The 12,534-nt window shown below is 67.8% G+C and carries 14 protein-coding genes; 6 read left to right on the plus strand and 8 right to left on the minus strand.

Annotated elements, in window-relative coordinates; genetic code table 11:
* Positions 1-24: 24 nt before the first annotated feature.
* The 8 genes from VGR67_04535 to VGR67_04570 all read right to left on the minus strand — a co-directional run bounded on the left by VGR67_04535 (position 25) and on the right by VGR67_04570 (position 6,944).
* Complete coding sequence (locus VGR67_04535; GenBank protein ID HEV8335665.1) at positions 25-753, minus strand: rhomboid family intramembrane serine protease; 729 nt, start codon at positions 751-753, stop codon at positions 25-27.
* A 73-nt stretch (positions 754-826) separates the two neighbouring features.
* Entirely contained in the window at positions 827-1,414 is a 588-nt protein-coding gene (locus tag VGR67_04540) for an HNH endonuclease (protein ID HEV8335666.1), read from the minus strand.
* A 63-nt stretch (positions 1,415-1,477) separates the two neighbouring features.
* Positions 1,478-2,605, minus strand: coding sequence for a D-alanine--D-alanine ligase family protein (locus VGR67_04545; GenBank protein ID HEV8335667.1), 1,128 nt, complete (start codon positions 2,603-2,605; stop codon positions 1,478-1,480).
* Positions 2,605-4,014, minus strand: a complete 1,410-nt coding sequence (gene hflX / locus VGR67_04550) for a GTPase HflX (GenBank protein ID HEV8335668.1) — start codon at positions 4,012-4,014, stop codon at positions 2,605-2,607. Before hflX ends, VGR67_04545 begins: the two co-directional genes overlap by 1 nt.
* Positions 4,001-4,525 carry a TlpA disulfide reductase family protein gene (locus VGR67_04555; protein ID HEV8335669.1) on the minus strand — a complete coding sequence of 175 codons (525 nt, stop codon included), beginning with the start codon at positions 4,523-4,525 and terminating at the stop codon, positions 4,001-4,003. The genes hflX and VGR67_04555 overlap by 14 nt, the downstream gene beginning before the upstream one ends.
* Complete coding sequence (locus VGR67_04560) at positions 4,522-5,256, minus strand: cytochrome c biogenesis protein CcdA (protein ID HEV8335670.1); 735 nt, start codon at positions 5,254-5,256, stop codon at positions 4,522-4,524. Before VGR67_04560 ends, VGR67_04555 begins: the two co-directional genes overlap by 4 nt.
* 12 nt (positions 5,257-5,268) lie before the next feature.
* The gene (gene trxA / locus VGR67_04565) at positions 5,269-5,595 is read right to left on the minus strand and encodes a thioredoxin (GenBank protein ID HEV8335671.1); all 327 of its coding nucleotides are present in this window, start codon (positions 5,593-5,595) and stop codon (positions 5,269-5,271) included.
* A 317-nt stretch (positions 5,596-5,912) separates the two neighbouring features.
* Positions 5,913-6,944 (minus strand): asparaginase, encoded by a 1,032-nt coding sequence (locus tag VGR67_04570; protein ID HEV8335672.1) that lies wholly within the window; start codon positions 6,942-6,944, stop codon positions 5,913-5,915.
* A gap of 114 nt (positions 6,945-7,058) precedes the next feature.
* On the opposite strand from VGR67_04570, the gene VGR67_04575 reads away from it, so the two are divergent.
* The 6 genes from VGR67_04575 (at position 7,059) to VGR67_04600 (ending at position 12,428) form a co-directional block, all read left to right on the plus strand.
* Positions 7,059-8,369, plus strand: a complete 1,311-nt coding sequence (locus VGR67_04575) for an MFS transporter (protein ID HEV8335673.1) — start codon at positions 7,059-7,061, stop codon at positions 8,367-8,369.
* 94 nt (positions 8,370-8,463) lie between these two features.
* Positions 8,464-10,209, plus strand: coding sequence for an amino acid permease (locus VGR67_04580; protein HEV8335674.1), 1,746 nt, complete (start codon positions 8,464-8,466; stop codon positions 10,207-10,209).
* Between the two features lie 165 nt (positions 10,210-10,374).
* The gene (locus VGR67_04585; GenBank protein HEV8335675.1) at positions 10,375-10,581 is read left to right on the plus strand and encodes a hypothetical protein; all 207 of its coding nucleotides are present in this window, start codon (positions 10,375-10,377) and stop codon (positions 10,579-10,581) included.
* A 28-nt stretch (positions 10,582-10,609) separates the two neighbouring features.
* On the plus strand, positions 10,610-11,119 hold the full coding sequence (locus VGR67_04590) for a tetratricopeptide repeat protein (GenBank protein HEV8335676.1): 510 nt from the start codon (positions 10,610-10,612) through the stop codon (positions 11,117-11,119).
* Positions 11,120-11,146: 27 nt separating this feature from the next.
* Positions 11,147-11,461 (plus strand): antibiotic biosynthesis monooxygenase, encoded by a 315-nt coding sequence (locus tag VGR67_04595; GenBank protein HEV8335677.1) that lies wholly within the window; start codon positions 11,147-11,149, stop codon positions 11,459-11,461.
* Between the two features lie 10 nt (positions 11,462-11,471).
* The gene (locus tag VGR67_04600) at positions 11,472-12,428 is read left to right on the plus strand and encodes a phosphatase PAP2 family protein (protein ID HEV8335678.1); all 957 of its coding nucleotides are present in this window, start codon (positions 11,472-11,474) and stop codon (positions 12,426-12,428) included.
* Positions 12,429-12,534: the final 106 nt, after the last annotated feature.

Raw genomic sequence — 12,534 nt, forward strand, 5'->3', positions numbered from 1 at the left:
CGCCGAGTCGAGGACCGCTACGCCCTAGTGATAGGGGTAGCGGTCTTTGTCTTCCCGGCTCTCGAAGACCTTGAACCTCCGCCGCCGCGCTTTCCAGCGCAGCTCCGAGATCCAATCCTTCAGCCTCCAGGCGCGCTTCAGGTAGAGGTAGCCGAAGAGCATCCCTCCGAGATGCGCGAAGTGCCCGATGCCGTCCGAGACGAAGCTCGAGGAGACCCAGAGCTCGATCCCGGCGAGCAGCAGCACGAAGTGCTTGGCCTTCATCGGAAAGAAAAACCAGAAGAGAATCTGACGATCCGGGAAGGTCATGCCATAGGCGAGCATCACGCCGAAGATCGCCCCGGAGGCGCCGATCGTCCGGCTCTCCGGCGAGAAGAAGCAGGTGACGACCCCCGCTCCGACTCCGGTGAGGAAGTAATACCTCAGGAACCGGGGGGCTCCCCACATCCTCTCCATCTCCACGCCGAACATCCAGAGCATGAACATGTTGATCAGGATGTGGGAGAGATCGCCGTGGAGAAAGAGGTAGGTGACGAGCTGCCAGAGATAACCGCGCCCGTAGACGAGGCTCGGCTGGAGCGCAAAGAACGATCGAAAGATCTCGTCCAGCCCGCCGAAGTTGGCGAGACGCATCAGGCCTTCGAACACGAAGATGGCGGTGTTCACGATGATCAGCGCGCGCACCGCCGGCGTCATCGTCCCGCCGATTCCCATGGAATTCCCGGCGCGCTCGTACCGATAGGGGCGGTTCATGTGGAACCGAAAATATCACAGTCCCCGCCCACCCGCCAGCCGGGGGGGGCGGAGCGTGACGAGCTACCAAAAGTCAGTCGATCAGCTCGGTGTTCCAGTAGGCGACGTCCAGAAAGTTCTTCCAGGACTCGTAGCGGGAGTGGCTGAGGGAGAGCTTGACGAAAGGGTGCCAGCGGGGACGGAGGGGAGCCTTGATCAGCTGCATGCCCGCCTCGAAGGGAAGCATGCCGCCTTTTCGGGAATTGCAGCGCACGCAGCAGCAGACGACGTTCTCCCAGGTCGACTTCCCGCCCCGGGAGAGAGGCACCACGTGATCGAGGTTGAGGTCGCTGGTGGTGAACCGGCCGCCGCAATACTGGCAGCGGTTCTTGTCCCGAAAGAAGATGTTCTTGCGGGTGAACCGGATCTCATGCCGCGGCAAGCGATCGAAATGCAGCAGGAGCACGACCCGGGGGATGCGGATCCGGAAGGAGGGAGTGGCCAGGAATTCGTCGTTCGGCTGCGCCGGAACGTCTTTCCAATCTTCCCAATCGTAGGTGGTGTAGTCGGGCGCTACGGCGCGAACCTCTCCCTTGTAGAGCAGGCAGAAGGCTCTTCGGACGGAAGTGATCTGGATGGCCTGGAAGAGCCGGTTGAGGACGAGGACACCGCTGTCGACCATGACCTTACGCTGAGAGCTCCCCTTGGATACTCCCGGTTACGATAATATCGGCACCGGGCATTGTCAAGGATTCCGGCCGCCCGGAGAAGGCTGAAAGTCGGTGACGCTGCTGCGCTTCTCCCGATGGCGCTCCAGCGCCAGCAGGATGAGCCGATCCAGGAGCTCGGAGTAGGGGATGCCGGCAGCCTCCCAGAGCTTGGGGTACATGCTGATGGGAGTGAACCCGGGGATGGTGTTGAGCTCGTTCAGGACCAGGCGGCCGCTCTTCCGATCGAGGAAGAAGTCGACCCGCGCCATGCCGGCGCCGTCCACCGCCCGAAACGCCTCGACGGCGACGCGACGCACCTCCTCCGCGCGGTCCGCCGGCAGCTCGGCCGGGATGATCAACCGGGATCCCTCGTCCAGGTATTTCGCCTCGTAGTCATAGAACTCGTTGCACGGGACGATCTCCCCCGGCACCGAAGCGATCGGATCGTCGTTCCCCAGCACGCTGCACTCGATCTCCCTGGCGTCCACCGCCGCTTCCACAACCGCCTTGCGGTCGTAGCGGAACGCCAGGACGATGCCGTCCGCGAGCTGCCGCGCGTCGCGGGCTTTCGAAATCCCGACACTCGAGCCGGTGTTGGCCGGTTTCACGAAGCACGGAAAGCCCAGCTCGGCGGGGAGCTCCTTCATAAGGCCCTCCCGCGCCTCCGGCCACCGGCTCCGCAGCAGCGTGCGGCTCGCCACGACCGGCAGCCCCGCCTCCCGGAAGACCCGCTTCATCATGTCCTTGTCCATCCCCACGGAGGAGGCCATCACTCCCGCGCCGACGTAGGGAAGATCCGCGAGCTCCAAAAGCCCCTGGAGCGTTCCGTCCTCCCCCTGCCCGCCGTGCAGGACGGGGAAGACGACGTCGAGCGGCTCGGCCAGAGGGGCGGCGCCGGCGCGCGGATGGCGGATGAAGCCGCCGGCGGCGGGGTCGGCCGGCAGGACGCATTCCTCGGCCCCCTCCCAATCCAGCCCCCGGTCGATCAGCTGCCCGGGGTCCGCGGCGGTGACCCACTTCCCGGCGCGCGTGATGCCGATCGCGATCACCTCGTAGCGGCCGGGGTCGAGATGGCGCAGGACCGACCGGGCCGAAACGAGCGACACGTCGTGCTCCACCGAGCGGCCGCCGAAGATCACGCCCACGCGTATGCGCTTCGCCATCAGGGTCTGCCTCCCGCTTCGCGAATCATCCTGGCCAGCATGCCCGCGTCTTCGCGCCGCGCGCGATAGCGGATTTCCAGGCGGCCATCCACCATCCGGCTCTCGAGGACCCGGGCGAGAGCATGGATCCGGGCGATCGCCGCCCCCGCCGTCGGCGGCAGCGCGGCCTCCCCGAGGACCATCGCGCCGTCGGCCTCCTCCTGAAGGGCGCGAAGCAGGTCGCCCGCGCCCTCGCCGGTGGAGGCCGAGACGAAGAGGGCGCCGGAATTCGCGGCTTCGGCCCGCCGGCGGGTCTGGAGATCGACTTGATCGACCTTGTTGAACGCCACCAGGATGGGGCGATCGTCGAGCTGCAGGTCTTCCAGCACCCGCCGCGTCGTGGCCATCTGCTCCTCGAACCGCGGATGGGAGAGGTCGACCACGTGGAGCAGAAGGTCCGCCGCTCGGGCCTCCTCCAGCGTGCTGCGGAACGAGGCGACGAGCTGGGGGGGAAGCTTGCGGATGAAGCCGACGGTGTCGATGAAGAGGAAGCGCTCCCACTCGCCGCGACCCTGGCGGACCAGGGGATCGAGCGTGGCGAACAGCCGATCCTCGGCCGCCGCCCCAGCACCGGTGAGCCGGTTCAGCAACGTCGACTTCCCGGCGTTGGTATAGCCGACCAGGGCGACCTTCATCGCTTCCCGGCGGCGCTTGCGCCGCTCGCCGCGGTCCTTCTCGATCTGCTTCAGATCGCCGGCCAGGCGGGCGATGCGCTGCTGGATCAAGCGGCGATCGGTCTCGAGCTGCGTCTCTCCGACTCCCCTCACGCCGATGCCGCCCGCCTGGCGCTCCAGGTGGCTCCAGCGCCTCGCCAGCCGCGGCAAGAGGTAGCGCAGCTGGGCCAGCTCCACCTGCACCTTGGCCTCACGCGACCGGGCGCCGCGCGCGAAAATGTCCAGGATGAGCCCCGGGCGGTCCACCACCGTGACTTCGAGCGCTCCTTCGAGATTGCGGACCTGCGCGGGAGTCAGCTCGTCGTCGAAGATCACCAGCCCGGCTTTCAGCGCGAGCTTCCCCTCGAGGATCTCCGCAACCTTGCCGCGTCCGACCGCGGTCGCCGGGTCGCGGCGGGGCTTCTCCTGGAGGAACGTCCCGACCACCGACGCGCCGGCCGTCTCGGCCAGCCTGGCCAGCTCCTCCAGATGCTCTTCCACCTCGGAGAGGCGTTGCCGGGGCCCCCGGATGCCGACGAGGATGGCGCGCTCGGAACGGCCGGGCCGCGCTCCCGGGGAAAGCGATCCGGCCGAGCGCCGGCCGTCCCTTGGGGCACCCTCGCCGGGGGCGTGTCGAGCGGCCCGCGGGGCGTCGGAGACCGTCCGGCGCGCCGGGCGCGGTCCGCGCGCCGAAGCGAGCAGTCTAGGACGTTCCATTCCGGGCCAGGAGCTGCTCAATGCGCTTCTCGTAGTCCTCCGGAAGATCGCCGCCTTCGTAGACGACTCTGCCGCTCCGGTCCAAAAGACAATTGTAGGGGACGTAGAACATCCCGTAGCGCTGGAGGACCGATCGGCTCTCGTCGTACAGGATGGGATAAGGGATCGACTTCTCCCGGGCGAAGGCTTTCACGTCTTCGAGGTCCTGGCCCACCGGACCGGTGATGGCCAGGATCTCGAAGCCCTTCCGGTGGAGCTTTTCGTAGGCGCTCAGCAGCCGCGGAAGCTCCTCCCGGCATCCGTGGCACCAGGTGGCCCACCCGACGATCTGGACCACTTCCCTGCCCCGGTACCCTTCGAGGGACACGCTCCGGCCCTCAAGGTCGGGAAGGGTGAAGGGAGGCGCCATCTCCCCGATCCGCGGCGGCTTCTCCCGGCGCTCCGCCGCCGGGACGGCGAGCGCTCCGAGCAGGAGCAAGGCGAGCGGGAGCCGGAGCCTGCGGGTCTTCACAGCAGCCGCTTTCCGGTCTCGATGAGGAAATACTCTGCCACGAGGATCATGCCGAAGCCGAACACTTTCTTGATCGTCACCATCCAGGCGCCCGCCCTGGGCAGGGAGGTCAGCGCCCCGGTGAACGTCCCGAGGAGCATGAGCAGGAAGCCGAGCCCCAGCGCGAACACGAAGAGGAGCGAGGCGCCGTAGGCGATGTTGCCCCGGGAGCCGACGTAAATCAAGAGCGTTCCCAGGACCGGCGCCGTGCAGGGAGCCGCCACCAATCCCGAGGCCATCCCCATGACCATCGCGCCGAGGTAGTTCTCCCCCCCTCGGGAGCCGCGCATGAGGATTCCCGGAATGGGAATCACGACGGCGTCGAGCATCGAAAGGCCGAACAGGAGGATCACGTTCCCGACGGCGAACAGGGCCCACGGGCTGGAGGCGATCTGACCGAAGAAGCGCCGGGTCAGCGCGGCGAAAGCCCCCAGCGCCGAGTAGACGATGGCGATCCCGAGGACGTAGACGAGCGTTCGGAGGGCGGCGCGGCGCTTGGATCCCGCCGAGGCGCCGCCGATGTACGTGACGGTGACGGGGATCATCGGATAGACGCAGGGAGTGAACGACGTCAGGACGCCCGCGGCGAACACGATGAGATAGGCGCTGATCGAAAAGGACTGAAGGCGCGGCTCGAGAAGCAGCCGGAGCTCATTGCTCCAGCGGGTCAGGATTTGGTCGAGCGAATCCATGCCGGACGGACCTCAGAGGAGGCGCTGCAGGCGGGCGACGAGGGCGGTCTTCTGGGCGAGCCCGACCACTTGGTCCCGCACCTTGCCGTCCTTGATGAACAGGACGGTGGGAACCGAGAGGATCGAGAATCGCAGCGCCGTCTCCTGGGAGAGTCCCATGTCCACGGTGCCCACCTTCGCCTTCCCTTCGAACTCCGACGCGATCTCCTCCATGATGGGAGCCAGTTTGCGGCAGGGTCCGCACCATTCCGCGGAGAAATCGAGGACGACCGGCACCGACGAACGCAGGACTTCCTCGTCGAGATTGCCGTCCTTCACGCTCATCACCTTGCTGCCCATGTGTCACCTCGCGGAGGAAGGCGGGACGCCCGTTTCGTTTCATCTCACGGGAGGCTCTCGGACCACGCGGCGTTGGAAATGCCATGAGGGTCTCTAACCCGAATTATCCACCAAGCTCCTGCTGCGAACGCGGATCTGGCCGCCCTGACGGGCGTCCTCGGGCCGCGGACCTGGCGACGTACCGTCAGTACGCCTCGGGTCCTCGCCCCTGCGGGCTCCCGTGATGGCAGCCATCTCCACGTTCTCGCTACGGACCTTCATGAATAACTCGGGTTAAGTCGGCGCAATTATAGCACGCTTGCGGGCGGGAGCCGGAGTCAGGCGAGGGTGAACAAAGGGGCGACGCGTCCCACGATCCTGCCGCGGACGTTCCTCACCTCGGGGAGGCCCTGGCTCGCGAGGATCCGGTCGGCTTTCTCGCGGGAGAGAAGATCCAATCCGATCAGAATCTCCACGGCGGCCGTGGTCCGCGCCCGATCGCCGTTGCCGTCGGAGATCTTCAGCGCGATCCCGACGCAGCGGGACCCGTCCCGGTAGGCCATCCCGTAGAATCCCTCGGCCCCGATCTTCGCGATGAAGGACTGCCCGACCTCCCGCATGAGCAGGGTGCAGAGGCGACCGGTACCGGCCACCATCTCGGGGTGGGCGCGCATCGCCGCGATCGTCCTCTGCGCCGCCTCCCGCTCCTCCGGCGCCATGTGGCGCGGGTCGAGGAGGCGGGCGAAGCCGCCGGCCGCCTGGCGCAGGGAGAGCGCGAAGGTCGGCGCGGAGCACCCGTCGATTCCCTGGAGGATCGCCGTTTCGGGCACCGCCGCGTAGCGGGCGACCGACCTCAGGATCGCCTGCTGGACCGGGTGCTCGGGAGAGAGATAGCTCTTGATCGGCTTCCGGAGGAAGCGCGACAGCGCCAGCATCCCGGCGTGCTTTCCGGAGCAGTTGTTGTGAAGCGGCGTCGGGCGCTTTCCCGATCGCGCCAGCGCGGCGGCGGCCGAGCGCAGGAACGGGGCATGGGCGCCGCACTGCAGATCCGACGGCTTGCAGCCGCTCTTCCGGAGGATCGACCGGACCTGATCGAGGTGCATCCTCTCGCCGCTGTGCGAGGAGACGATGACCGCCAGCTCCTTGCGGTTGATGCCGAAGTGGTCGGCCGCGCCGGAGGCGAGCAGCGGGAGCGCCTGAAACGGCTTGGCTGCCGATCGCAGGAAGGTGCAGGCTTCCGGGCTGCCGGCCGACGCCAGGACCTCGCCGCGGGAATCGACGACCACGGCGGCGCCGTGGTGCACCGACTCCACCACGTCCCCCCGCGTCACCTTGACCATCGGAACGTGGCCGAACTCGATGGCAGTCATCGTCGTGCTCCCATTCGGGCGGGCATTCTAAGCCCCGCGCCGTCGCGACACAAGCGCGCCCGGCGTCCCCCTTTTATAATGTCGCCACCCACTCTCGACGGGCGAAGGAGCCTCTTGAGCTCGAAAATCGGATTGGCCCGCCTCGCCGCGTCCAGTCTTCCGCGCGAAACCTGGCGGCGCAACCAGCTCGCGGTCAACATCGCCGCGGGGTTGGTGTTCTTCGGCTTCACGCTGGTCATGCCGTTCCTCCCGCTCTACGTCGCGGAGCTCGGGGTCCGCGGCGTGGGGCGGATCGCGTTCTGGTCGGGGATTCTCCTCAGCGCGCCTCCCCTGCTCGCGGCCCTGCTCGGCCCCTTCTGGGGGCGGATCGGCGATCGCTACGGAATGCGACTGATGGTGGGGCGGGTGCTCGTCACGATGACGGTCATCTGGGCGTTGATGTACTTCGCGGCCAACGTCTACCAGGTGCTCGCGCTGCGCATCATCCTGGGGATCTTCTCGGGGTTCTCCGCCATGTCCGCGGCGCTGGTGACGCATTCCTGCCCGAAGGATCGGATCGGCCGGGCCATCGGAACGCTCCAGGCGACCCAGATTCTCAGCACGGCGATCGGCCCCTTCGCCGGCGGCTTGCTCTACGCGCTCGTGGGAATCCGCAACGCTTTCCTGGTGACCTCGGGATGCTGCGTCGTCGCGCTGGCCCTCATTCTCATCCTCTACCGCGACGCGGAGGAGCCGCCCGGCCGCCGCGAAGCCCGGACGGGCCGCGGAGGGATCGGCTGGCGCTTCGACTGGCCGGCAATGCGAAGCCTGCCCGGGTTCCTGCCGATCATTCCGTTCCTCTTCTTGATGAACCTGGTGGATCGATCCTTCCCCACCTTCATCCCGCTGCTGGTCCAGAACATGATCGGCGACTTCCCCCAGGAGGTGGCGACGACGTCGGGAGTCATCGTCACCTCGCATGCGCTGGCGGCGGCGCTGTCCGCCTACCTCCTCGGACGGCTGGTGGCGCGGGCCCGGCCGGGGCCGCTGATCGCCGGGATCCTCTCGGGAGCCGCGCTCGTCACGATCCTGATGACCTTCTGCCGAACGCCCCGGGAATTCCTGGCGCTGCGGATCCTCGCCGGGTTCCTCACCGGGGGCGGCATCACGCTGGGCTATTCCGTGGGCGGGGCCTTCATCCCGGCCGCTCGCCGGGCCTCCTACTACGGGATCCTGAGCAGCGCCACCCTCCTGGGAGGCGCGGTCGGGCCGATCGTCAGCGGCGTGCTGGTGGGATGGAGCATGAAAGCCCCCTTCTACGCCGCCGCGTTGACCTACCTCGCCCTGATTCCCTGGGTCGCCGCCCGGCTCTTCCCCCTCCCTCCCGTCGCGGCGGCGATCGAGCCCCCTCCGGAAGTGCGCACGCGGCCCGTCAACCAGGCCTGAGCGGGCTCCCAGTTTTCGCTTGTCCTTTTTCCGCGTTTCATGCCAAACTCCGCCCCGGTCCGCGCCCTTTCGACGCGCCGGCGGAGGCCACCCGTTGCTTCGAGGGCTCTTTCGCACCAAGAACCTGGACGAGATCCTCGCGCCGCTGAGCGACGAGAAGCGCTCCCTCAAGAGAAGCCTCGGCGCTTTCGAGGTGACGATGATCGGCATCGGCGCCATTATCGGCGCCGGGATCTTCGCCACCATCGGCACCGCCGCCGCCGGTGACGCCTTCCGGCCCGGCGCCGGCCCTTCCCTGATGCTCTCCTTCGCCATCACGGCGCTGGTCTGCGCCTTCACCGCGCTGTGCTACGCGGAGATGGCGGCGATGGTGCCAATCTCCGGATCGGCCTATACCTATTCGTACGCGACGATGGGCGAGCTGGTCGCCTGGATCATCGGCTGGGACCTGATTCTCGAGTACGCGATCGGGAACGTGGCCGTGGCGATCAGCTGGGCCAACTACTTCCGCACCTTCGTCCATGACGCCCTCGGGATCGACATCCCTCAGTGGCTCTCGACCGACTTTCGCACCGCCCGGAAGATCCCGGGGCTCATCGAAAGCGCGCCCCACCTGTTCGGCGTCCCGGTCGTCTTCAACCTCCTGGCGCTCGGGATCGTCGCGTTGATCACTATGGTCCTCGTCTGGGGCATCAAGGAGTCGTCGCAATTCAACGCGGTGATGGTCGGAGTCAAGATCCTCGTCCTGCTCTTCTTCATCACGATCGCCGTCTATTTCGTCTCTCCGTCGGGCATGGCCGCCAACTGGCGGCCGTTCCAGCCCACGGGATGGGGCGGCACGCTCGCCGGGGCGGCGGTGGTCTTCTTCGCCTACATCGGGTTCGACGCCGTCTCCACGGTGGCCGAGGAGACGCGGAACCCGGCGCGCGACCTGCCGATCGGCATCATCGCCTCGCTGATCATCTGCACCATCCTCTACGTCGTCGTGGCGGCGGTCTTCACGGGGCTGATCCCCTACCACGAGCTGGCCCGCCGGCTCGCCACGGAGCAGGCCGAGCCGCTGACGATGGCCCTGAACCACGTCGCGCCGAACGCCCGCTGGGCGAGCGCCATCGTCGCCTTCGGGTCGGTCATCGCCCACACGGCGGTGCTGCTCGTCTTTCAGCTCGGGCAGCCGCGGATCTTCTTCTCGATCGCCCGCGACGGACTGCTCCCGCCCGTCTTCGCGAAGGTGCACCCGAGGTTCAAGACGCCGCACGTTACGACGATCCTGACGGGCGTCCTGGTCGGCGGCTTCGCCGCCGTCATGAGCATCGATGAAATGGTCGACCTGACGAACATCGGGACGCTGTTCGCCTTCGTGCTCGTCTGCGTCGGGATCACGATTCTGCGCGCCAAAGACCCGTTCCGGCCGCGCCCGTTCCGGGTGCCGTTCGGACCGTGGCTGCTGCCCATGATGGGCGCCGCGTCGTGTCTTTTCCTGATGTACTATCTTCCGCCGACCTCCTGGTGGCGCTTCGTCGCCTGGCTGATGCTCGGCCTGTCGGTCTACCTGTCGTACGGCTACGCCCGCAGCGAGCTGGGGCGGCGGTGCGGGCGGCCCGCCCGAACGCCCGCGTGGCTTTCGCTGATGGCCTTCGGCTCTTTCCTGACGGCGATCGGGCTGTTGACGATTCCGCACACCGCCAGCCTGGGGGAGCTCGCCGCGGCCTTGACGACCGGCGTGGCGGAAGGGGGCCGGCGGACGGTGATCGGCCTCGGGCTGATCGGCGCGGGCCTGCTCTCGGGACTTTTCGGCTGGATCCTGTCACGGGGCGGCCGCGCCGCCGCCGCGGCCTGATCCGTTGAGTCTTCCATCAACCTCTCCGAGCTTGTCGCGGTCTTCCTTCAACCGGGGACCGATGCGCTCCGGAACGGCTCGGTCCTCCTCAGTCTCGTCGTTCTCCTCGGAGGGCTCGCCGTCCTGGCGTGGCGGGCGGCGGCGGCCTGGCGCGGGCGCGATCCCATGCCCTCGCTCGTCCCGTTCCGGATGATCGCGGTCCTCGGCGCGTTGGGAGGCTTCGTCGCCTACTTGCGGGATCTGCCCGCGCCCGAGGCGCCGCTCGGATTGGCGCTCGGAGGGGCCTCGGCGGTTCCCTGGGTGGCGGTGATTCTTCTTGAAGGGATCCGCCGGATGGCATCCAGGCGCCGGCGGCCGGCGGGACGGGAATAAAAGGGCGACCGGCGGGATTGGAAGGAACATGAAACAGGCGGGGGAGAACATGGACCCGGCGACCACGCGAGTCGATCGCGCGCTGCACTTCCTGCGAATCGCCTACGAGAAGCAGATGGAGGGGGACCTCCAGACGGCGATCCAGCTCTACAAGGCGTCGATCGCCGAGCACCCGACGGCGGAGGCGCACACCTTTCTCGCCTGGACCTATTCCTTCCTGGGACGCTTCGATGAGGCGATCGAGGAGTGCAAGAGGGCGATCGAGGTCGATCCCGACTTCGGAAACCCCTACAACGACATCGGCTCCTACCTGGTCCACCTCGACAAGCCGGAGGAGGCGATCCCCTGGCTGGAGAAGGCCAAGAAGGCGCCGCGCTACGAGCCGCGCCATTTCCCCTACCTCAACCTGGGCCGCATCTATCTGAAGATGGGCCGGGTCGCCGAGGCGGCCCGGGAGTTCGAGCAGGCCGAGTTCTTCAAGAGCGTGGCCGAGGACTCCGAGGCGGCCGAGGGCGATTCCGACGCCACGCTCCACTGAACCCGACTCGTCGCTGTGGAGCGGCCCGTGTATCTGATCGTCTGGGAATTCCGCGTGAAGAAGGGACGGGAGCGGGAGTTCGAGAAGATCTACGGCGCCGGCGGCGGCTGGACGGAGCTTTTCGAGTCGGCGGGGGGATATCTGGGCACCGAGCTGGGCTCCGACGCCGCCGAGCCAGGGCGCTACCTCACGCTCGATCGATGGTCTTCGCGACGGGCCTACGAGGAGTTCCGCCGCGCCGCGCTGCCCCGGTACGAGGCCCTCGACCGGATCTGCGAGGAGCTGACCGAGCAGGAGAGCCGCCTCGGCTCCTTCGAGGTGGCCGACCCCGTCAAGACCTGACGCGGAAGCCATGAAAGCCGCCACCCCGCCTTCCAGGGTGCTGTCCGTCGCGCTGATCGCGACCGTCCTCCTCGCGCCGGGGCTCTCGACGCCACGTGCCGCGGAGGATTCCTCCGGAGCATCGTCGGCAGGCGCGAGTCCCGGACCCAGCCCCAGCCCATCCCCCGGCTCGCTCCATCCTCACGGCTTCGCGCAGATCGGGCTCGACGCCCGATATCTCGCGACCCGGCCCTTCCACCTCGATCGCAGCGGCTGGACCAAGGTCGCGGCCACCCTCGCGACCCTCGGCGCGCTCTACGCCGGCCGCGGCGAGATCCGGGACTGGTCGCAAGACCATCGCCGCGAGTCCTGGGACCGGTTCCTTCAGAAGCCCCGCGTCATGGGGAAAGGGGCGTTCGCCCCCTCGGCCGCGCTGATCGCCTACACCTCCTCCTTCGTGACCCAGGACGATCGCGAGAAAGAGACTGCCGTGCTCCTGCTGGAGTCGATGGCCTTCACGGGCCTCGTGGCCGGGATCGGGCGCTTCGTGCTGGCCACCGACAGGCCCGAGGTGGGAAACGACGTCCATTTCTTCCGCGGCAACGGGCACGGCGTCTCGGGGGACGCGGCGCTCGCCGCGTCGGTCGTCCCCATCCTGCGAAACCAATACCTCCGGATCGACCCGGACGACGGCGGCGGCATGCGCTTCTGGAAGCGGGCGGCGGCCGGGATTCTCTATGCCGGCGCCTTCCTGACCGGATATCAGCGCATCAACAACGACAAGCATTACGCACCGGACGTCTTCCTCGGTCTCGTCTCCGGATTCACCGTGGGGCAGCTTCTCTGCGACTCGCACGACCGCAGCCGCGACGCAGGGCCGCGGTCGCGCCTGACGCTCGGCCCCGTTCCCGGCGGGATCGGGCTGAGCCTCTCCTTCTCCGGAGGACAGGGCGCGCCGGCTCTTGACACTGCCGGGACGCCCCGGTAGCATTCCGCACCTAACGTCTGGAAATCGAAGAATTTCCGGTACGATCCGCGATGCGCCTCCGACGCGGCGCCGGCCGGCCGCGTCCTTCAGGAAACCCGGAGATCCG

This window comes from Candidatus Polarisedimenticolia bacterium, from assembly GCA_036004685.1.
Lineage (GTDB): Bacteria > Acidobacteriota > Polarisedimenticolia > Gp22-AA2 > AA152 > DASYRE01.